This window comes from Novosphingobium naphthalenivorans NBRC 102051, from assembly GCF_001590985.1.
Classification (GTDB): domain Bacteria; phylum Pseudomonadota; class Alphaproteobacteria; order Sphingomonadales; family Sphingomonadaceae; genus Novosphingobium; species Novosphingobium naphthalenivorans.
Genome location: NZ_BCTX01000044.1, coordinates 22474 through 41632, shown reverse-complemented (window position 1 = coordinate 41632; position 19159 = coordinate 22474). Strand labels below are relative to the sequence as shown.

The window sequence follows — 19159 nt, the reverse complement described above, 5'->3', positions numbered from 1 at the left end:
TTGGCCCTAGCGTGGCCGCCCTCACAATGTCGTGTAGATCGCGCCGAAGTCCTTGCCACCGCCGCCAGCTTCCACGAAGGCCTCGTAGATCTTCGTCGCGTGTTCGCCAAGCGGGACCGTGGCGCCCGCATCACTGGCCCCGGCCATGGCCAGCCGCAAGTCCTTGAGCATCAGCGCAGAGGCAAAGCCGCCCTGATAATCGTTGTCCGCCGGGCTGGCCGCGCCGATCCCCGGTGCCGGGGTATAGTCGTTGAGCGACCAGCAGTAGCCGGTCGACCTGGAGGAGATGTCGTAAAACGTCTGCGGGTCGAGCCCGGCCTTTTCCGCCAGCGCCAATGCCTCGCAAGTGCCGATCATGTGGATCGCCAGCAGCATGTTGTTACACATCTTGGCCACTTGCCCCGCACCGATCGCCCCGGCATGGATCACCGCCTTGGCCATCGGTTCGAGCACGGGTTTGGCCTTCTCGAACGCCTCATCGCTGCCACCGACCATGAACGTCAGCGTGCCGCCATTGGCCGCCGCGATCCCGCCCGACACAGGCGCATCGACCATGGTATAGCCCGCATCCTCAGCCAGTCCGGCAACTTCGCGCGCGGTGGCGACATCAATCGTCGAGCAATCGAGGAACAGCGCACCCTTGGGGGCCTTGCCGATGACGTCGCCGGTATAGACCGCCTTCACGATCGAACCGTTGGGCAGCATGGTAACGACCGCCTCCACCTCCGCCACGGCATCGGAAATGGCGGAATAGGTCTTGCAACCACTTTCCTTCGCCCGGGCGCGCGCATCTTCGGAAAGATCGAAAGCGTGGACCTCGTGGCCAGCCTTGATGAGATTTGCGGCCATGCCGCCGCCCATGTTGCCCAAGCCGATGAAGGCGATTTTCATGTGTTCTCTCCCTTGCCTCTCCCGTTGAGCGGCGCTCGAAAATCATCTTTTCAAAATTCTCGTCATTCCCGCGAAGGCGGGAACCCATCTTCCGCCGTCACATCAATATGATAGCGTTGAAAATGAATCGCCGCCTTCGCGGGGATGACGACGTTTTTCTATTCCGGCTTACCGGCCCTTCCACACGCCCGGACGCTTCTCGACGAAGGCCTTCATGCCTTCCGCCTTGTCCTCGGTGGCAGTGAGCACCTGGAACATCCGGCGTTCCACGAGAAGCCCGGCATCAAGCGTGGTTTCGAACGCGATGTTGACCATTTCCTTGTTCATCATCGCGGCGAGCGGCGGCATCGCAGCGATCGTTTCGGCGGCCTTCATCACCTCTTCCATCAGCTTGTCCGCCGGGACAACGCGGCTGACGAGGCCGGAGCGTTCGGCTTCGGCGGCATCCATCATGCGGCCGGTAAGGCACATGTCCATGGCCTTGGACTTGCCCACCGCGCGGGTCAGGCGCTGCGAGCCGCCCATGCCCGGCGCGACGCCCAGCTTGATCTCGGGCTGGCCGAACTTCGCGTTTTCCGAAGCGATGATGAAGTCCGCCATCATCGCCAGTTCGCAGCCGCCACCCAGGGCAAAGCCGTTGACGGCCGCGATCCATGGCTTGCGCACGGCCTTGACGATCTGGCTGGCGTAACCCGAAAAGAAGTCTTCGGCATAGAACTCCGCACTCGGCTTGTCGGACATTTCCTTGATGTCCGCGCCGGCGGCAAAGGCCTTGTCCCCCGAGCCGGTCAGCACCGCGCAGAGCTGCGACGAGTCCGCCTCGAACTTGCCGAACGCATCGATCAGGTCCGCCAGCACCCGCGAATTCAGCGCATTGAGCGCCTGCGGGCGGTTGAGCGTAATCAGGGTGACGGCACCCTTCTGTTCGACCAGAATCGTTTCGTAGCTCATAAGGGTGTCCATTCCTCCTCAGGGGGTAGCGGCGCGAAGATCGCATCCAGCATCTCGTCAGTCACGCCTTCGGGCGTGGCGGGGTTCCATTTCGGCGCATTGTCCTTGTCGACGATGACCGCGCGCACGCCTTCGGCGAAATCGGGGAGCGTCAGCACGCGGCTGCCGATGCGGTATTCCATCGCCATATTCTGGGCAAAAGTTTCCAGCTTTGCAGATTCGGCGAGTTGCCGCAGCGAGACCTTGCAGGCCTGCGGGCTCTTGGTGCTGAGCAAGGCCAGTTCCCTGGCCGCCCATTCGCTGTCGTCCACATCGAGCGAGGCCAGCACCTCTTCGAGCGTGTCGAAAGCGAAATGCTTGTGGATCTGCCCGGCATGTCCGGCCATTTCCGGCTCGGGCGGGGTCACGGCCAACGCGCCCAGCACGCCCGCAATTTCATGCCCGGCGGCAATACGCCTCTTGGCTTCTTCCAGCACCTCGCTCGGCAGGTAATGGGTGGCAAGGTCCGCCCAGAGGCATTCCTCGCCCTTCAGCCGCGCGCCGGTAAGCGCGAGGAACTGGCCCACACGGCCATCGAGCCGCGAGAGATACCAGCCGCCGCCGACGTCCGGGAACAGGCCAATGCCCGTCTCCGGCATGGCGAAACGGGTATGCTCGGTCGCCACGCGGTACTTCGCCGGCTGCGAGATGCCGACGCCGCCGCCCATGGTGATGCCGTCCATGAAAGCCACCACCGGCTTTTCATACGTGAACAGCTGGTGGTTGAGACGGTACTCGTCGAAGAAGAACTGCCGGCCCGAAACGCCGCCATCCTCCAGCGCGGACCGGCGCAGCAGGTTGATATCCCCGCCCGAACAGAAACCGCGCCCCTCGGAATGGTCAAGGATCACGACTTTCACGTCGGGATCGGTGGCCCATGCGGTGAGGATCTCCGTCATGCCCCGGCACATGCCCAGCGTCAGGGCATGAATCGCCTTGGGGCGGTTCAGCGAAATGATGCCCGCGATGCCCTCACGCCGGATCAGCAATTCGTCAGTCATTATTTCAGCAGATCCCGGCCAATAATCATGCGCATCACCTCGTTGGTGCCTTCGAGGATACGATGGACGCGCAGATCGCGCCAGAAGCGCTCGATCGGATAGTCCTTGAGATAGCCGTAGCCGCCGAACATCTGCAATGCACGATCGACCACCGAAGAGCCGGTATCGCTCGCCAGCATCTTGGCCATGGCCGCGAAGCGGGTCTTGTCCGGCGCGCCTGCCGTGACCTTGGCGGCGGCGAGATACAGCAGCGCCCGGGCCGCCTCCAGTTCGGCGGCCATGTCGGCGAGACGGAACTGGGTGTTCTGGAACTCGGCGATCGGCTGATCGAACTGCCTGCGGTCCTTCACGTACTGGATCGCCTCGTCGAGGCAGCGTTGCGCGCCGCCCAGCGAACAGGCCCCGATGTTGAGACGGCCGCCATCAAGGCCCGCCATCGCGAACTTGAAGCCATCGCCCTCGGCGCCGACGCGGTTCTCGACCGGCACGCGGCAATCCTCGAAGATCACTTGCGCGGTGGGCGAGCTGTTCCAGCCCAGCTTCCTTTCCGGCGCCCCGAAGCTGAGGCCCGGCGTGCCCTTTTCGACCACGAAAGCCGAAACGCCGCGCGACTTGTGCTCACCGGTGCGGGCCATGACGACATAGACATCATTATAGCCGCCGCCCGAGATGAACTGCTTGGTGCCGTTCAGCACGTAGTGATCGCCGTCCAGCCGGGCCGTAGTCTTGAGCGCCGCCGCGTCCGAGCCCGAACCGGGCTCGGTCAGGCAATAGGAGCCGATCTTCTCCATCGTGCAGAGGTCGGGAAGATAGCGGTCCTTGAGCTGCTGATCGGCAAACGTGTCGATCATCCAGGCGACCATGTTGTGGATCGAGATATAGGCGCTGGTCGAAGGGCAGCCGTAGCTCATGGCCTCCATGATCAGCGCTGCATCGAGGCGGCCGAGACCGATGCCGCCGTTTTCCTCGGAAACGTAGATCGCCCCGAACCCCAGTTCGCCTGCCGCCTTCCACACATCGACGGGATAGTGGTGCTGCTCGTCCCACTCGGCCGCGAAAGGCGTGATCCTGTCGGCGGTGAACTTGCGCGCGGTCTCCTGGATCGCGATCTGATCTTCGGTCAGTCCAAACTGCTCGGTCATTCTGGTCCCTGTTCCTGCATCCGGCCCTCCAGGGCCGGCCAGTGCCGGGCAAACGGCACCGGCCCTGCTTCCCGCACCGGTCTCACGCCATCGTCGGAATGACGAAAGCGTTCGATCCGTCGCCACCGCCGTCCGGCCAGCGCTGGGTCACGGTCTTGATCTTCGTCCAGAAGCGCACTCCTTCCATGCCGTGCTGGTTGGTATCACCGAAAGCCGAGCGCTTCCAACCGCCGAACGTGTGATAGGCCACCGGCACCGGAATCGGCACATTGATGCCCACCATCCCCACGTTCACGCGCTGCGCGAACTCGCGCGCGGCATGGCCGTTGCGGGTAAAAATGGCAACGCCGTTGCCATACTGATGCTTCGAGGGCAGCGACACGGCCTCCTCGAAATCCTTCGCGCGCACGATCTGCAACACCGGACCGAAGATTTCGTTGTGATAGCTTTCCATCTGCGGCGTCACATGGTCGATCAGCGTGGGGCCCACGAAATAACCGTTCTCATGTCCCTGCAGCGTGAAACCCCGGCCATCGACGACCAGTTCGCCGCCTTCCTCGGCACACTTGGCGATCCAGCCTTCGACTTTGGCCTTGTGCTGCGCCGTGACCACCGGGCCGTAATGGGCCTCGGCATCCGTGGAGATGCCCACGCGCAGCGCTTCGATTGCGGGGATCAGCTTTTCGCGCAGGCGCTCGGCCGTCTCCTCCCCCACGGGCACGACAACCGGGAGCGCCATGCAGCGTTCACCGGCGGACCCGAAGGCTGCACCGCACAAGTCGTTCACCACCTGATCCAGATCGGCATCGGGCATGACGATGCCGTGGTTCTTGGCGCCGCCCATGGCCTGCACGCGCTTTCCGGCGGCGACCCCGCGGCTGTAGACATAGTGGGCGATGTCGGACGAACCGACGAAACTGACCGCCCCGATCGCCGGGTGATCGAGGATCGCATCGACCATTTCCTTGTCGCCATGGACGACCTGCAACACGCCTTCGGGCGCACCAGCCTCAAGGAACAGCTCGGCAAGGCGCACGGGGACGGAAGGATCGCGCTCGGACGGCTTGATGATGAAGGCATTGCCGACAGCAACCGCCACGGCGAACATCCACATCGGGATCATCGCCGGGAAATTGAACGGCGTGATGCCCGCGCCGATGCCGAGCGGCTGACGCATCGAGTAGATATCGATGCCCGGCCCGGCGCCCTGCGTGTACTCCCCCTTCAGGACATGCGGAATGCCACAGGCGAATTCCACGACGTCGAGGCCTCTCTGGATGTCGCCCCTGGCGTCGGCGACCACCTTGCCGTGCTCGCTGGACAGCAGATGCGCGAGCGCATCCATGTTCTGTTCGACAAGTTCCTTGAAACGGAACAGTACGCGGGCGCGGCGCTGCGGGTTCATGGCGGCCCATCCGGGCTGCGCGGCCTGCGCGGCGGCGACGGCACGATCGAGCACGGCCTGATCGCCCAGCGCGACCCGGGCCTGCACTTCACCACGATTGGGATCGAAGATATCGCCAAGCCGGGCCGGCGCACTGCCGCTTCCACCGACCACGAAATGGTCAATCAACCGCATTCCTCTCGTCCTTTCGTCAATTATTTCCGGAAGGACAGTTGGTCCGGGCTGGATTTGCAGGCAAGCTGAAAATTTGCCATCATCAACTGCATAATTGCAGGTTAGAGAAGCCCATTCCGCCATGACGATCCCTTCCATTGACTGGAGCGACTACCAGGCCTTTCTGGCCATCGCCCGCGCACGGCAACTGGCAGGCGCAGGACGCTTGCTCGATGTCGACCCCACCACTGTCGGACGCCGCCTGCGCCGCCTTGAAGCCGCGCTGGGGACCACGCTTTTCGAACAGACCCGAACCGGCCAGGAACTCACCGAAGCGGGCGAGACATTGCTCTCCTCGGTCGAAGCGATGGCCAGCGCGGCGGGACAGATATCCGAGCGCACGCGCGCGACCGAAGGCCTGAGCGGCACTTTGCGGGTAAGCACCTCGGAAGGCTTCGGCTGCTGGTTCCTGGCCCGGCACCTTCCACGCTTCCACACCGCGCACCCGCACCTGACCATAGACCTCATCGCGAGCAGCGGCTTCCTCAGCCCGAGCCGCCGCGAGGCTGATGTCGCGATCATGCTGTCGCGTCCGCGCACCGGCCCGCTGGTGGCGCACAAACTCTCCGACTACGGGCTCGCGCTCTACGGCAGCCGTGAATACCTTGAAGCGAAGGGCCTGCCCAGAAGCCGGGCGGGCCTTGTCGAAGGGCACGTGCTGGTCGGCTATGTCCCGGACCTGCTCTATGCCCCGGAACTGGGGTATCTCGACGAGGTGCACGCCGGCCTCAAGCCCAACATCCGCTCGTCCAGCATCACCGCACAGCACAGCCTGGTGGCCAGCGGCGCCGGACTGGGCGTGCTGCCCTGCTTCATGGCCGATGCCGACCCGCGGCTGGTGCCCGTCCTGCCGGAATACCGCATCCGCCGGACCTTCTGGTTCGTGACTCACCAGGACATTCGCCAGCTTCCACGGATCAAGCAATTCCGGCAGTGGCTTGACGAAACCGTCGCGAAAATGGAGGGAGTGCTCAAGCCCTGAAACGGTACAGAATCAATTGGACAGGAAGGCGAAGCCCGTGAGTGAGACAACCATCGATCCGGCCGCTTTCCGCAAAGTGCTCGGCAGCTACCCCACGGGGGTCTGCGTGATCACCGCGCTCGACGGGGAGAAGCCCGCCGGCATGGTGGTGGGTTCGTTCACGTCCGTTTCGCTCGACCCGCCGCTGGTGGGGTTCTTCCCGGACAAGTCTTCCTCATCCTGGCCGCTGATCGAAAAGGCCGGGCACTTCTGCGTGAACGTGATGGGCAGCGACCAGCAGGACGTGTGCCGCTCGGTCTCCGCCAAGGGGGACGAAAAGTTCGTCGGCGTGGAATATGTCGTGTCCGACCATAACCTGCCGATTATCCGCGATGCGATCGCCTGCATCGAATGCAAGCTCTATTCCGTGACCGAAGCGGGCGACCACTGGTTCGTCCTCGGCCAGGTCCTGCGCATGGAAACCGTTCGCGAGGACGACCCGATGCTGTTCCATCGCGGCCGCTACGGCGGTTTTGCCGAACGCATGTAACCTCTCCGCCTTCGCGGCGGGCGTTACCGAGAGGCGGTGATGTCCATCCCTTTTCCCATGGAACTGGAGAACGCGGCCCTCGTTGGCGAGCGGCGAGACGGGCAAGGCATCCCGCTTGTCCTGATCCACGGCTTCGGCGGTTCAAGGCATGACTGGCAACCGCTTGTCGCAGCCCTGCCCCAAAGCCTGCCGCTCATCACCTACGACCAGCGCGGTTTCGGCGATTCCACGGGAACGCCGGGCATTGCCTTTTCCCATAGCGACGATCTGCTTGCGCTTCTGGACCGGCTTGGCATCGAGCAGGCGGACCTCTGCGGCCTGTCGCAGGGCGGCGCCATAGCGCTCCATCTCGCGCTCGATCATCCGGGCCGGGTCCGCCGGCTGGTGCTCATCAGCCCCGGCATGACCGGCTGGCCGTGGTCGGACGAATGGATCGAGCGGTGGAAGCAGGTGAGCCGCACCGCCCGCGCGGGCGACATGGACAAAGCCCGCGACCTGTGGTGGCAGCACCCCTTCTTCGAACCCGTCCGCAACAGCCACGCCGCCAATCTGCTGCGCGCGTCGATCGATGCCTTCCGCGGCCAGCAGTGGATCCAGGACGATCAGCGGCGCGAAGCGCCCGACGCTGACCGGCTGACCGCCCTTGGCGCCCCCACGCTGCTGCTGTCCGGTTCCCTCGACATGCGCGATTTCCACCTGATCGCCGACCAGATCGAAAGTGCCGGACAGAATGTGACCCGTATCGACCATGCCGGTGCGGGCCACTTGCTCAATCTGGAAATCCCGGCGGTCATCGCACAGGAAATCACGCACTTCCTCGACCGTTGACGAAGAGCCCCAACGCTCAAGCGTGACGCCCGCCGTGCAAAAGGCTGGCGGCCGCTCCGGCCTAGGGGGCGGGCGAAGCGATCATGCCTCCAGTTCGCCGAAAGCCGCCGTTCTTCGCGGCTGGGAACGGCGAAACATTGTCAGCATAAACAGGAAATTATCCCGAGAGGAAAGGCGGTCATACTGCATTCATCGACTCTCGCAGATGGAATGGCAGATGGATATGTCCCCCGGAAATCAGGCGCTCGTGCTGAAAGCCGAAGCCCTCATGCTCCAGGCGCTCATCCTGCTCGACGAAGCCCATGCCAGTCTTCCCGCGGTCCATCTCCAGTCCGCGCTGGACCTCCTCGAGAGCCAGCAGCCAAGCACATCAACGCAGCCTTTCCGGCAGACAGTCGCCGCGCCCGGGGTGTGACAGCACCCTGACCGCTGCAACCGCCGCGCGATCTCTCTTCCGGCAGCATTCCCGGCAGCCCTCGCGCGTCAGGCCAGCGCCGGTTCCTTCGGCACGCCGCGCTTTTGCGGCCTCTGGCGCTTGAGGCCGATCAGCGGCCGCAGCGGCCCGATCTCGCGCCCGATCAGGTAGAACAGCCAGGAGCCGACAGCCACCGACGTGATCAGCACCAGGAATTCCGGCAAGGCCGTCATGCCCCAGTCGCGGATCTGGTACATGACCAGCACCATGACCGTCTGATGCGCGATATAGACGGGGAATACGGCTTCAGCGAGCGTCGTGCGCCAACTGGCGTCATAGTTCCAGTACCGGTCCGCAATCCCGAACAGCGCGATCACCGTGCTCCAGCTCTGTACCGACTTCGAAAAGCATAGCGGCGCGCGCCATTCGGGCGGCGTCGGCACATTGCCGGGGAATATCGCGGTATCCGCGGCTGTCCACACAAAGCCCGCCACGGCCAGAACGGCGGCCACCTTCCACTGCCTGGCAATCGCCAGCCGCAGGACCTCGGACTGCCGCAGGAGAAAGCCGAACAGGAACATCCCGCAGTAGTGCAGATGCGCCGCCCGGTCATCGAGCAGGCTGTGAATGTCGGTCCAGCCGTAGGGCACGTACTCGCGCACGCCGTAGATCAGCGCGATCCCCAGCGGCAGCAGCAGCGGCCCGGACAGCAGCTTTTCCGCCGCATGGCGGATCGTATCCCGCGCTCCTTGCGGCAACACTGCGCGAACCGCGCACAGCAGCATGGTATAAGCGAGCAGATAGATCACGAACCACAAGTGCATGGTGCGCGGCAGGTATTCCCGGTTCACCGTGCGGAAGCTGAAAGCATCGTGGACCAGGTAGTAGAGATAGCCGTGGTCATAACCGGAATTGACCAGCCCCATGTAGGGCTGCGGCGGCACAACCACGATCAGGCCGAAGATCAGCGGGATGCCCAGCCGCGCAAGGCGGCTACGGAAGAACGCGCCAGTGCTCCCCTTGTCCTTGGCCAGCAGCGCGGCACTGGCATAACCGGAAATCGCAAAAAGCAGCGACAGCCGCCAGGGGCTCAGTCCCAGCAACGGAATTTCGGCCCAGCTAACGACGCCGCGTGTCGGCGTCTGATAGCCCCAGGGCGTGAAACTGTAGCCGACATGATAGAAGATCAGCAGCACGAACGCGCCGATGCGCAGCCAATCCATGCCGTAATGACGTTGCGACGGAGCGGGCTTCATCTCTTTCCAAGTACGAAGGCGGCTTTGGAGGCCGAAGTGAAGGCCGCCTTAGGCGGGTTGCCTCCGCTCTGCAATCACGCGGTTGTATCAGCACCGATACGGTGCAATCCCGCAAAAAGGCAGAGCGGGAAACCCTTTTGCACGCTCTTTCCTGCGAAGCTTGCGGTTTTGGCACCCCGGTAGGGTGTGAAACCTTGACTTACGGGCCGGTCCCATTTCCTTAGGACCCATTCGATTTCACCCATGGTCCCGCGACGTGCGGACCTTGAAGGATTGCCGATGAAGGTCCCCTCCTCGCGTATGACCATTACCGAGATCGCCGAAATGGCCGGCGTCTCGAAGAAAACGGTCAGCCGCTACTTCAACCATGCCGACCTGCTGAGCGGAGAGACCCGCGCGAAAATCGAAGCGGTGATTGCCGATACCGGCTTCGTGCCCAATGCCCAGGCGCGGGCGCTGGCCCTTCAGCGCAATTTCCTCGTTGCGCTGATCCACGACAATTCGGACCGCGGCGTGTTCGAACTGGTCGAAGCGGGCATGACCGAAGCGCTGGAAGGCAGCGAACTCGCTCTCGTGCTGCAGCCGATGGCCGCGCGCGACGCTGCCGTCCGCCTGCGCGCCTTCATCGACCGGCTGCGCCCAACCGGCGTCGTCCTGCTGCCGCCGCTGTCCGAACGTGAGGATCTGGCCGAGATCTGCGCCAATGCGCAAGTGCGGTGCGTCCGCCTCGGGCGGGTGCGCGGCGATCACGGGCTCGCCTGCGACGATCGCAGCGCCATGGCCACTCTGGTCACGTGGCTGGTCCGGCTCGGGCACAACCGCATCGGCTTCATCGGTGGCCCGGAAAGCTCGCTGACTGCCCAGCAGCGCGAACTGGGCTATCTCGACGCCATGGCCGACCACGGGCTGGACCGCGGCCCCTCGCTAATCGTCGCCGGAGACAACACGTTCGAATCCGGCATTTCCGCCGGACGCCTGCTGCTGGAAGTCAGCCCCCGCCCCACAGTGGTGGTCGCCTGCAACGACGAGATGGCGAACGGCGTGCTCCACGCCGCGACGCAGGCCGGGATAACGGTTCCGGCAGACCTCTCGGTTGTCGGTTTCGACGATACCCCCCTCGCCGCCCGGACATTACCGCCGCTGACGTCGATGAGCGTGCCGTGGATCGCCATGGCGCATGAAGCCGTCGCCCGCATTGCGAAAGGCCTGTCCCAGCCGGATGCAGCAGCCGGTTTCGAAGCCGAACTGATCATCCGGGATTCGGTGATGCCTGCCGCGACAGCCGGAACCGCGCCTCAGCCGAATCCATCCCAGCCGAACCTATCCCAGCCAAATCCGTCCTAGCCGCCCAGCCCTTTCAGGGCTTGCGGGCGAACCAGATCACGTGATCGTATCCTTCGCCGTTGGGCAGGGACGTGAGTGCCGAAGTGGAAACCGTGAAGCCGGCCTCTTCCAGCCGCTGCGTAAAGGCCGGGTCGGGCCAGGCGGACCAGACCGCCAGAATTCCCCCGGGCCGAAGCGCCCACATCGCCTCGCGCAGGCCGCGCTCGGAATAGAGACCGTCGTTCTGCCTGCGTGTCAGCCCTTCGGGGCCATTGTCGACATCGAGCAGGATGGCATCGTAACCATCGCGCGCCGCCCGGATCAGCGTGGCGACATCCTCATCGACCAGCATGACGCGCGGATCGTCAAGGCATCCCGCAGTAATCTGCCGCATCGGCCCGAGCGCCCATTCGATGATCTCCGGCACGATCTCGGCGACGCAGACGCTGGCATCGTCCCGCAAGGCCGCCAGTGCGGCGCGCAGCGTGAAGCCCATGCCATAGCCACCGATCAGCATCTGGATCGCTTCGCGATTGCCCAGACGCTCGCAAGTCATGGTCGCCAGCGCTTCTTCGGATGCACTGGCCTCGGTGCTCATCAGCTCGTTGTCTTCCAGCAGGATGGTAAAACCATCGCCGTGCTGCACCAGGCGCAGTTCCACGCCGTCGGGCACATGGCCAACCCCCACCAGCACATCTCGCTCGATCATGAATACTCCCGGCGCAAGGCGCCATGTGCCGGCAGACGTCCGGCGGACAAGCTTGGGCAAAAAAGGCGCAAGCGCTTGATTTCAGAAGGACGTCCGCAGCCGGCAAGGCTTTGGAAGACCACGCAAATTCGAAGAGTTGGAGGAGGATTCTGCCCGTATTATCCGCACCCCGGGCTGTAAGCGGGAGCACGGTGCGTCTCTCAGCCGGGGCATGCCTACGGAATGATAGGCCCCGATGCCTTCGCCATGGACGCCTTCCCGCCGGGGTTCAAGCACTGTTCGCATGGCCGGCCGATTGGCTGTGGATTGCCCCGCCGGGAAAGACCGCCACTGCACCTATTCACGCTGTCGCACTGACGGGTTTCGTGCTACCAACGATCCCGTTGACGTCGGATATACGACTGGTCTCGACAATCTTGGCTCTGGCAGCGCAATTGCACTGCCTTTCCCGCTTGCGGCGATTTCCTTTCAATTAATGATTTGACGCACGGCCGGTGTCCGCAATCTCGCGGCCGCCACACTTGTTTCTGGAAAGGAAACACCCATGCCCATCGGCACCGTAAAATTCTTCAACACCGACAAGGGTTACGGCTTCATCGCCCCCGAGGACGGTGGCCCAGACAGCTTCGTTCATATTTCGGCGGTGCAGAACGCCGGCATGTTCACGCTCGAAAAGGACCAGCGCCTCTCCTACGAGATCGAAGTCGGCCGCAACGGCAAGGCTTCGGCAGTGAACCTGCAGTCTGCCTGACCACAAGATGGGCCGAAGCGCGCTCCGGCTGCGCTTCGCCCCCCTTCGCCAATACGACCTCGCTTCCGTTACCGCCCCTTGAACGCCGGCTTGCGCTTCTCCACGAACGCGGTCACGCCTTCGAGGAAATCCTCGGTCCGCCCGGCAATGCGCTGGCTGCTCCTTTCGGCCTGCAGCGCCGTTTCGAGGCTCGAATCCAGCGCGTCCCAGGCCAGGCGCTTGATCATGCCCAGCGCGCGGGGGCCGGCGGCAAGCGATCTGGCAAGCTTCATCGCTTCGGCATCGAGCTCCGCCTCGGGCACCACTTTCGTTGCAAGGCCCCAGTCGAGAGCAGTCCTGGCGTCGATCTTTTCGCCCAGCAGCATCATCTGCATTGCGCGCACGCGGCCGACGGCCTGTGCCAGCAGATACGTCGCGCCGCCGTCCGGCACGAGGCCGACATGGCAGAAGGCGCAGAAGAAAAAGGCGTTGTCGGCCATCAACACCACGTCGCCCGCTGCCGCGAGCCCCGCGCCGTAACCGGCGGCCGGGCCGCGGATCACCGTAATGACGGGTTGCTCCATGCGCTTGATCGCCAAGATCACCGGATTGAACGCGCGGTCGAGCTGGCCGCCGACATCGCGCATGGGATCGGCAAGCATGTCCTGCGCGGCGGACAGGTTCGCCCCCGAACAGAACCCGTTGCCTTCCCCCGTCAGCAGTACGGCGCGCGCTTCGCGGGCGGCGCGGTCCAGGGCATCGGTCATTTCATGGCCCATCGGCTCGGTGATGCCGTTCATGGTCTTGGGATCGTTGAGCGAAATGCGCGCGACACCGTCCTCGACGCTGTAGAGGATATGCTCGTAAGCCATTCAATTCTCTCCGTTCAGGCCTGCCGCTCCAGGGCCTGTGGGGATTGAGGTCATACGAGCCTGCGAACGGCGGCTTTCTGCGCTTCCGGTGCTCACGTACCATAAAGTACGCTGCGCACCGGTTCTCGAAATCCACCATTCTCGGCGCCGTATGGCCTAAATCCTCACAGGCCCTAGGAGCCGCATGATATTCGCCGTCATTGCGGGCTTCGTGAAGCGGGCGCAAGCCGCACCGGGCGGTTTGCCGCCCGCAATGACGAATTCCGGGACCGCCGTCCTCAGCCCAGCATCTGGCCGAGGCGTTCCTTGACGATGGCCTCTGCCCCGCCAACTATCCCTTCGATCAGGTCCCGGCAGGTCGGGATATCGTGGATCAGGCCCTGCACCATGCCTGCCCAGAAAATGCCCTGATCGACATCGCCGCTCTTGAGCATCTCACGCCCCAGAGCGCCTGAAACATAGGGACGGATATCCTCGAACTCCGTTTCCGGGCGGGCCGAGATCTCGACCACCTTGTCCGAAACCGAGTTCTTGCCCACGCGCGCGGTGTTCCTGAACTTGCGGAAGATCAGGTTGGTCCCGCGCTCGTCGTTGTTCACGTAGAGCTGCTTGATATTGTCGTGGATCGGCGCTTCCCGGGTGGCGCAGAAGCGAGTGCCCATGTTGATGCCTTCGGCGCCCAGCGCCAGCGCCGCGACGAAGCCACGCGCATCGCCGATACCGCCGGAGGCCAGCATCGGGATCTTCACCTTGTCTGCGGCAGAGGGGATCAGGATCAGGCCCGGAATATCGTCCTCGCCCGGGTGGCCGGCGCATTCGAAACCGTCGATCGAAATGATGTCGCAACCATGACGCTCGGCCGAAAGCGCGTGGCGCACGGCCGTGCACTTGTGCAGGATCTTGATTCCGTGCGGCTTCACCATTTCCCAGATCTCGCGCACCTGCTGGCTGCCGGCGGTCTCGATGATCCTGACCCCGCCGTCGATCGCGGCCTGGGCATAGCCCTTGTAGTCGGGCGGCTGGATCGTGGGCAGAATCGTAATGTTCACGGCAAAGGGCTTGTCCGTCATCGACCGGCAGCGCTCGATTTCCTCGCGAAGTGCCTCGGGGCTCGGCTGGGTCAGCGCCGTGAGCGTGCCGAGGCCGCCCGCGTTGGAAACTGCACTGGCCAACTCGGCCACGCCCACGCCCTGCATACCGCCCTGCACGATCGGATGCTCGATGCCGAGCATCTCGGTAACGCGAGTCTTGAATGCCATTCCTCTTTACTCCCTGAATTCTCGTGCAAACGGCCCTGGGCCGGAATTGCGCCCGCCTGCGTCTATCGGCTGCGCGCGCCCCTGCCAAGCACGCCAATGCTCCCTGCACGGCCGTTGAAACGCGGCCGCGCCATCCTAGATTCCCAAGACTATTCCGAAACGGACAGATGGAGCACAGAAGCAAGTGAACGGTATCAAGACAGCCATGCTGCTGGCGGCGCTGACAGCGCTGTTCATGGGGCTCGGCTATATGTTCGGCGGCACCGGCGGCGCGGGCATTGCGCTGATCGTGGCGGCAGGCATGAACCTGTTCACCTACTGGAACGCCGACAGCATCGTCCTGCGTATGCACAATGCGCGCGAAGTCGATGCTCGCAGCGCCCCCGAATTCTATGGCATCGTCGAAGGCCTTGCCCGCAAGGCCGGGCTGTCGATGCCGCGCGTCTATCTGATCGACACGCAGGCCCCCAATGCCTTCGCCACCGGACGCAATCCCGAAAATGCTGCGGTTGCCGCCACGACAGGCCTGCTTTCCATGCTCAGCCGCGAGGAAGTGGCCGGAGTCATGGCGCATGAACTGGGCCATGTGCGCAACCGCGACACGCTGATCATGACAATGGTGGCCACGATCGCGGGCGCCATCTCGATGATCGCCAACTTCGGCCTGTTCTTCGGCGGCCATGGCGACAACCGCCCCAACCCGCTGGCGGCCATCGCGGCCGTGTTCATGGCACCCTTCGCAGCGATGATCGTGCAGATGGCGATCAGCCGCACCCGCGAATTCGGCGCGGACAAGGCCGGGGCGGAAATCAGCGGCAATCCCCGCGCGCTGGCCTCGGCCCTGGCCAAGATCGCTGGCCCGGCAGCACACTTGCGCAACCCGGCGGTCGAGCGCAATCCGGCAACGGCGCAGCTCTACATCGTGCCCTCTCACGTCTCGGACCTGTTCTCCACCCACCCCGCCACGGAAAAGCGGATTGCCGCGCTGATGGCGATGGACGGCGGCGCGGCGGCGACAGCCCCTTCTGTGGTTTCCGTGCCCCGCACGGCGGCCGCGCCGAGACGCTCTGCGCTCGATCCCAACCGCTTGCCCTGACGGCGCCGCCTTGCGGCTTGCCGCAGGAAAAGGTCCCGAAAACACGCCTTGCGAGACTGTCCTTTCCGAGGGCCTCAAGCTGTCAAATCGGGCGCATAGTAGAGGCCATAGACAGCAAGGAGATTCGCCCATGTTGGATCACATCGGTATCGGCGCGAGTGATTTCGCAGCTTCCTGCCGGTTCTACGACGCGGCCCTGGCCCCGCTCGGCGTGACGCGCATCATGGAACTCACGGCGCAAGAGACCGGCGGCTATGCCGGGATCGGATACGGCAAGGACGGCAAACCCTTCTTCTGGCTCGGCAACGACGGTCCGCGCGGCCCCGGTGTGCATATCGCCTTTACCGCCGGAAGCCGGGCCGAAGTCGATGCCTTCTACGCAGCGGCCATGCACGCGGGCGGGCGCGATAACGGAGGCCCCGGCCTGCGCCCGCACTATCACCCCTCGTACTATGGTGCCTTCGTGTTCGATCCGGATGGCCTCAACATCGAAGCGGTGTGCCACAAGCCGGAGTGATGCCCGGCCGCGTTACGTCCCGGCCGTGAGCGCGGCGACGAGTGCCTTGACCTTTTTCTGCCGCCACTGCGGCAGCGGAGCGACCAGCCAGTACCCCCGGCGGCAGGGCGCATCGATCGCCTTCACGGCCTCCGTACCTGCCATCCCGGTGGTCAGGAGGGCCGGCACGCGTGCCTGCCCGAGCCCCGCCAGCGCCGCCGCAATCGCCTGCCCGGCATCGGCGACCATGACCGGCGGCTTGCCGTCTTCCCCGTCACTGTCTTCGGAAGGCGCGCCCTCGCCGCTTTCCGGCGCCGGGTCACCCGGCCAGCCGATCCAGCCGCCCTCGCCCACCATGACCCAGTCCGGATCGCCCAGCGGCACGCCTTCCAGATCGCCCGGACCATCGGTCCAGCGCACCGCGATGTCGAGATTGGCTTCGGTGAAATCGGTCATCTCGCCGTCGAGCAGCACGAAGCGGACTTGCGGATTGTCCGCGCGGAACGCGGCAAGGCGCGGCGCCAGCCAAGCGGCGAAGAATTCGCGCGGGGCCGCGATGGTATAGACATGGCTGGACTGACCCGCCTGCATGGCCTGCACCGCATCCTCGAAATGAAGGAATCCGGTGCGCAGCGCGGCAAGGCCGGAGCCCGCCTCGTCGGTGAGTTCCAGCCCCTTGCTGGTGCGGCGGAACAGGACGACGCCGAGCAGGTCCTCCAGCGCGCGAATCTGCTGGCCGACGGCGGCCGGCGTCACCGCCAGTTCGTCCGCCGCACGCGTGAACGAAAGATGCCGCGCGGCCGCGTCGAACACGCGCAGGGCGTTGAGAGGCAAATGCGTGCGCTTCATGCCGCTTCCCTATGCCGCACGGACGCGCAGGGCAACGAAGTTCCTGTTGCAGGGGGGAAACGCGGGTCGTGTCGGACGACAGCCACTTTTTACAGGGCACGCCCTTACCCGTGTTTAACCAAGAGTTATCCGTGTTCGCCTAAATATCCTGCGGTCCTGCATAGTACAGGAAACGTCGCGAGGAATTTATGCGAAATTTGATTCAAATCAAATCTTCAAAAAGGAATACGCTGGCACCTCTCGACGCGGAAAATTATGAAAGCTTTCCCAGAATAAAGCGAGCCATCGCCAAGCTAGCGCCGCGCGCATTGGCCAAGCTCTACACGCAGATTGCCGCCAATCCTGAAACTTCAAAACTGCTGCCGACGGAAGAGCAGCGCTCCGGCGCCGCCAATGCGCAGTTGAAGCACTGGCAGGCCTTGTTCTCAGGACCTTTCGACAGCCAGGCGGTCGAAAGGTCACGCAATATCGGTGCAGTCCACGCACGCGTCGGCCTGGGGCCCGACCTGTACATCAGCGGCTATGCCTTGGTTCTGGAAAACCTAATAGAGTCGATGCTCAAGACGCCGACCTTCACACCATGGGGTGCGCGTTCGCGGGCGAAAAGCGTATCAACGCTGGTGAAAGCAGCCCTGCTCGACATGGACGCCGCCCTCGCGTGTTATTTCGAGGCCGAAAGCGAGCAGCGCAGCGTTCTTCTGGAATCGATGGGCAAGGCGCTCAATGAAGTGGCCAACGGCGATTTGCGCGCCGGGATCAAGGACGTCCCGCCTGCATACCAGCAACTGGCCGTGGACTTCCACAACATGCGGCACCAGATCAGCCACCTCGTCAGCAAGATGACCAATGTCGCCGACAACGTGAATGTCGGCGCGCAGGAAATCAGCGAGGCCGCAAACGACCTTGCCCTGCGCACCGAAACACAGGCTGCAACGGTTGCCCGCATCACCGAGGTCATGCGCGACGTGACGTCAGCCATCGCGACGACGGCTTCCAGCGCCAGGGAAGTCGACCGTTCGGTCCACGAAGTATCGGACCACACGGTCAACGGCGGAAAGATCATGGATGCCACGGTGACGGCCATGTCGAAGATCCAGCGTTCGGCGACCGAGATCGCACAGATCGTCGAAGTCATCGACGGCATCGCCTTCCAGACCAATCTCCTGGCCCTCAACGCCGGTGTGGAAGCGGCAAGGGCGGGCGACGCCGGCAAGGGCTTCGCCGTCGTCGCCGGCGAAGTCCGTGCGCTGGCCCAGCGCACGGCCGAGTCTGCCCAGAACATCAAGAACCTGATCACCGGCTCGAATGCAGACGTCGAGGAAGGCGCCAGCCTCGTCCAGCAGATGCGGGGCGCGCTGGACCAGATCATCGACGGACTTCAAAACACGACCACCAAGGCGGCGGAAATCGCGACCTATTCGCAGCAGCAATCCGGCAACATGGAATCGCTCAGCGGCGAACTGCAGCAGATCGATTTCAACACCCAGCAAAATGCCGCGATGGTCGAAGAGTCGAACGCCGCCGCCCGCGGCCTTTCGGAACAGGCCTCCAGCATGCGCGAGGTTGTCGGCCAGTTCAAACTGGAGCGGCGCAACCGGATGCGCCAGCGCAATGATCGCGAGACGATCGAGAACGCGGCCAGCGGCGATGAGGCCTATGGCAACGAACCGATGCGGAAATGGGGGACCTGAACGCCCTCAGCCCGCAGTGGCAGGGGCCGCGAGCGGGAAGAACGGGATCAGCGCCTTGAACTCGACGCCATCCGTGCGGCGGAAAGTATAATACCCTTCCATCGATCCCTGCGGCGTCGAGAGGGGGCAACCCGAGACATAGTCGTGGCTGGCACCGGGGCGCAGCACCGGCTGTTCGCCCACCACGCCTTCGCCATCGACCACGCTGACTTCGCCATGCCCATCGGTAATGCGCCAGTGGCGGGAAATTAGCTGCATCGTGTGCGGCGTGTCGTTCTCGATACGGATGTGATAGACCCAGAACCACTTGCCCGCCTCGATACGCGATTGCTCGGGCAGGAAATTGACAGCGACACGGACCGTAACGCCGTCTGTGAGTGCGGTATGCTGGAACAGTTCCTTCATGGTGAGGCCAGACTAACGGCGAATCCGCGCACCTACAACCGCTTTGCGCCCTTGTATCGCAGGCGTCGCCACGGCAG

At 63.9% G+C, this 19159-nt stretch carries 20 protein-coding genes; 9 read left to right on the top strand and 11 right to left on the bottom strand.

The genetic code is table 11. The features are described 5' to 3' along the window. Window positions 1-21: 21 nt before the first annotated feature. The 5 genes from mmsB to NN5_RS14995 all read right to left on the bottom strand — a co-directional run bounded on the left by mmsB (window position 22) and on the right by NN5_RS14995 (window position 5603). Window positions 22-891, bottom strand: coding sequence for a 3-hydroxyisobutyrate dehydrogenase (gene mmsB, locus NN5_RS15015; protein ID WP_067734907.1), 870 nt, complete (start codon window positions 889-891; stop codon window positions 22-24). A gap of 168 nt (window positions 892-1059) precedes the next feature. Next, complete coding sequence (locus NN5_RS15010) at window positions 1060-1842, bottom strand: enoyl-CoA hydratase-related protein (RefSeq protein ID WP_067734906.1); 783 nt, start codon at window positions 1840-1842, stop codon at window positions 1060-1062. Continuing rightward, window positions 1839-2882 (bottom strand): enoyl-CoA hydratase/isomerase family protein, encoded by a 1044-nt coding sequence (locus NN5_RS15005; protein ID WP_067734905.1) that lies wholly within the window; start codon window positions 2880-2882, stop codon window positions 1839-1841. The genes NN5_RS15010 and NN5_RS15005 overlap by 4 nt, the downstream gene beginning before the upstream one ends. Beyond that, entirely contained in the window at window positions 2882-4024 is a 1143-nt protein-coding gene (locus NN5_RS15000; protein WP_067734904.1) for an acyl-CoA dehydrogenase family protein, read from the bottom strand. The genes NN5_RS15005 and NN5_RS15000 overlap by 1 nt, the downstream gene beginning before the upstream one ends. An 82-nt stretch (window positions 4025-4106) precedes the next feature. After that, window positions 4107-5603 (bottom strand): CoA-acylating methylmalonate-semialdehyde dehydrogenase, encoded by a 1497-nt coding sequence (locus tag NN5_RS14995; RefSeq protein WP_067734903.1) that lies wholly within the window; start codon window positions 5601-5603, stop codon window positions 4107-4109. Between the two features lie 121 nt (window positions 5604-5724). On the opposite strand from NN5_RS14995, the gene NN5_RS14990 reads away from it, so the two are divergent. The 4 genes from NN5_RS14990 (at window position 5725) to NN5_RS14975 (ending at window position 8396) form a co-directional block, all read left to right on the top strand. After that, the gene (locus NN5_RS14990; protein WP_067734902.1) at window positions 5725-6624 is read left to right on the top strand and encodes a LysR family transcriptional regulator; all 900 of its coding nucleotides are present in this window, start codon (window positions 5725-5727) and stop codon (window positions 6622-6624) included. Between the two features lie 37 nt (window positions 6625-6661). After that, window positions 6662-7153, top strand: coding sequence for a flavin reductase family protein (locus NN5_RS14985; RefSeq protein ID WP_067734901.1), 492 nt, complete (start codon window positions 6662-6664; stop codon window positions 7151-7153). A 39-nt stretch (window positions 7154-7192) separates the two neighbouring features. Then, the gene (locus NN5_RS14980) at window positions 7193-7981 is read left to right on the top strand and encodes an alpha/beta fold hydrolase (protein ID WP_067734900.1); all 789 of its coding nucleotides are present in this window, start codon (window positions 7193-7195) and stop codon (window positions 7979-7981) included. A 217-nt stretch (window positions 7982-8198) separates the two neighbouring features. Further along, window positions 8199-8396: a hypothetical protein gene (locus tag NN5_RS14975; protein ID WP_157081156.1), complete on the top strand. Its 198-nt coding sequence runs from the start codon at window positions 8199-8201 to the stop codon at window positions 8394-8396. A 68-nt stretch (window positions 8397-8464) separates the two neighbouring features. Here NN5_RS14975 and NN5_RS14970 read toward each other — a convergent pair whose 3' ends face one another. Then, window positions 8465-9652, bottom strand: coding sequence for an acyltransferase family protein (locus tag NN5_RS14970; RefSeq protein ID WP_067734898.1), 1188 nt, complete (start codon window positions 9650-9652; stop codon window positions 8465-8467). A 300-nt stretch (window positions 9653-9952) separates the two neighbouring features. Here NN5_RS14970 and NN5_RS14965 point away from each other — a divergent pair, with 300 nt between their 5' ends. Continuing rightward, window positions 9953-10996 (top strand): LacI family DNA-binding transcriptional regulator, encoded by a 1044-nt coding sequence (locus NN5_RS14965; RefSeq protein WP_245656512.1) that lies wholly within the window; start codon window positions 9953-9955, stop codon window positions 10994-10996. Between the two features lie 13 nt (window positions 10997-11009). Here the strand turns inward: NN5_RS14965 and NN5_RS14960 are convergent, their stop codons facing one another. After that, window positions 11010-11684 carry a spermine/spermidine synthase domain-containing protein gene (locus NN5_RS14960; RefSeq protein WP_067734897.1) on the bottom strand — a complete coding sequence of 225 codons (675 nt, stop codon included), beginning with the start codon at window positions 11682-11684 and terminating at the stop codon, window positions 11010-11012. A 544-nt stretch (window positions 11685-12228) separates the two neighbouring features. Here NN5_RS14960 and NN5_RS14955 point away from each other — a divergent pair. Beyond that, the gene (locus NN5_RS14955; RefSeq protein WP_067734896.1) at window positions 12229-12435 is read left to right on the top strand and encodes a cold-shock protein; all 207 of its coding nucleotides are present in this window, start codon (window positions 12229-12231) and stop codon (window positions 12433-12435) included. Between the two features lie 68 nt (window positions 12436-12503). Here the strand turns inward: NN5_RS14955 and NN5_RS14950 are convergent, their stop codons facing one another. Next, on the bottom strand, window positions 12504-13286 hold the full coding sequence (locus NN5_RS14950) for an enoyl-CoA hydratase-related protein (protein ID WP_067734895.1): 783 nt from the start codon (window positions 13284-13286) through the stop codon (window positions 12504-12506). 278 nt (window positions 13287-13564) lie between these two features. Beyond that, a complete protein-coding gene (locus tag NN5_RS14945) occupies window positions 13565-14545 on the bottom strand; it encodes an NAD(P)H-dependent flavin oxidoreductase (RefSeq protein ID WP_067734894.1) in 981 nt (326 codons plus the stop codon). A 184-nt stretch (window positions 14546-14729) separates the two neighbouring features. Between NN5_RS14945 and htpX the strand changes: the two genes are divergently transcribed. Beyond that, a complete protein-coding gene (htpX, locus tag NN5_RS14940; protein ID WP_174523903.1) occupies window positions 14730-15641 on the top strand; it encodes a zinc metalloprotease HtpX in 912 nt (303 codons plus the stop codon). A 130-nt stretch (window positions 15642-15771) separates the two neighbouring features. Continuing rightward, window positions 15772-16158 carry a VOC family protein gene (locus tag NN5_RS14935; protein WP_067734893.1) on the top strand — a complete coding sequence of 129 codons (387 nt, stop codon included), beginning with the start codon at window positions 15772-15774 and terminating at the stop codon, window positions 16156-16158. Between the two features lie 12 nt (window positions 16159-16170). Here the strand turns inward: NN5_RS14935 and NN5_RS14930 are convergent, their stop codons facing one another. Continuing rightward, window positions 16171-16986 carry a LysR family transcriptional regulator gene (locus NN5_RS14930; protein WP_067734892.1) on the bottom strand — a complete coding sequence of 272 codons (816 nt, stop codon included), beginning with the start codon at window positions 16984-16986 and terminating at the stop codon, window positions 16171-16173. A gap of 188 nt (window positions 16987-17174) precedes the next feature. On the opposite strand from NN5_RS14930, the gene NN5_RS14925 reads away from it, so the two are divergent. Beyond that, window positions 17175-18677, top strand: coding sequence for a globin-coupled sensor protein (locus NN5_RS14925; protein WP_067734891.1), 1503 nt, complete (start codon window positions 17175-17177; stop codon window positions 18675-18677). Window positions 18678-18683: 6 nt separating this feature from the next. Here NN5_RS14925 and apaG read toward each other — a convergent pair whose 3' ends face one another. Continuing rightward, window positions 18684-19082 (bottom strand): Co2+/Mg2+ efflux facilitator ApaG/CorD, encoded by a 399-nt coding sequence (apaG, locus tag NN5_RS14920; protein WP_067734890.1) that lies wholly within the window; start codon window positions 19080-19082, stop codon window positions 18684-18686. Window positions 19083-19159 lie beyond the last annotated feature (77 nt).

Bases quoted from the DNA above. Each gene is read 5' to 3' on its own strand.
- mmsB (WP_067734907.1), bottom strand. From the start codon at position 891: ATGAAAATCGCCTTCATCGGCTTGGGCAACATGGGCGGCGGCATGGCC.
- NN5_RS15010 (WP_067734906.1), bottom strand. From the start codon at position 1,842: ATGAGCTACGAAACGATTCTGGTCGAACAGAAGGGTGCCGTCACCCTG.
- NN5_RS15005 (WP_067734905.1), bottom strand. From the start codon at position 2,882: ATGACTGACGAATTGCTGATCCGGCGTGAGGGCATCGCGGGCATCATT.
- NN5_RS15000 (WP_067734904.1), bottom strand. From the start codon at position 4,024: ATGACCGAGCAGTTTGGACTGACCGAAGATCAGATCGCGATCCAGGAG.
- NN5_RS14995 (WP_067734903.1), bottom strand. From the start codon at position 5,603: ATGCGGTTGATTGACCATTTCGTGGTCGGTGGAAGCGGCAGTGCGCCG.
- NN5_RS14990 (WP_067734902.1), top strand. From the start codon at position 5,725: ATGACGATCCCTTCCATTGACTGGAGCGACTACCAGGCCTTTCTGGCC.
- NN5_RS14980 (WP_067734900.1), top strand. From the start codon at position 7,193: ATGTCCATCCCTTTTCCCATGGAACTGGAGAACGCGGCCCTCGTTGGC.
- NN5_RS14975 (WP_157081156.1), top strand. From the start codon at position 8,199: ATGGATATGTCCCCCGGAAATCAGGCGCTCGTGCTGAAAGCCGAAGCC.
- NN5_RS14970 (WP_067734898.1), bottom strand. From the start codon at position 9,652: ATGAAGCCCGCTCCGTCGCAACGTCATTACGGCATGGATTGGCTGCGC.
- NN5_RS14965 (WP_245656512.1), top strand. From the start codon at position 9,953: ATGACCATTACCGAGATCGCCGAAATGGCCGGCGTCTCGAAGAAAACG.
- NN5_RS14960 (WP_067734897.1), bottom strand. From the start codon at position 11,684: ATGATCGAGCGAGATGTGCTGGTGGGGGTTGGCCATGTGCCCGACGGC.
- NN5_RS14955 (WP_067734896.1), top strand. From the start codon at position 12,229: ATGCCCATCGGCACCGTAAAATTCTTCAACACCGACAAGGGTTACGGC.
- NN5_RS14950 (WP_067734895.1), bottom strand. From the start codon at position 13,286: ATGGCTTACGAGCATATCCTCTACAGCGTCGAGGACGGTGTCGCGCGC.
- NN5_RS14945 (WP_067734894.1), bottom strand. From the start codon at position 14,545: ATGGCATTCAAGACTCGCGTTACCGAGATGCTCGGCATCGAGCATCCG.
- NN5_RS14935 (WP_067734893.1), top strand. From the start codon at position 15,772: ATGTTGGATCACATCGGTATCGGCGCGAGTGATTTCGCAGCTTCCTGC.
- NN5_RS14930 (WP_067734892.1), bottom strand. From the start codon at position 16,986: ATGAAGCGCACGCATTTGCCTCTCAACGCCCTGCGCGTGTTCGACGCG.
- NN5_RS14925 (WP_067734891.1), top strand. From the start codon at position 17,175: ATGCGAAATTTGATTCAAATCAAATCTTCAAAAAGGAATACGCTGGCA.
- apaG (WP_067734890.1), bottom strand. From the start codon at position 19,082: ATGAAGGAACTGTTCCAGCATACCGCACTCACAGACGGCGTTACGGTC.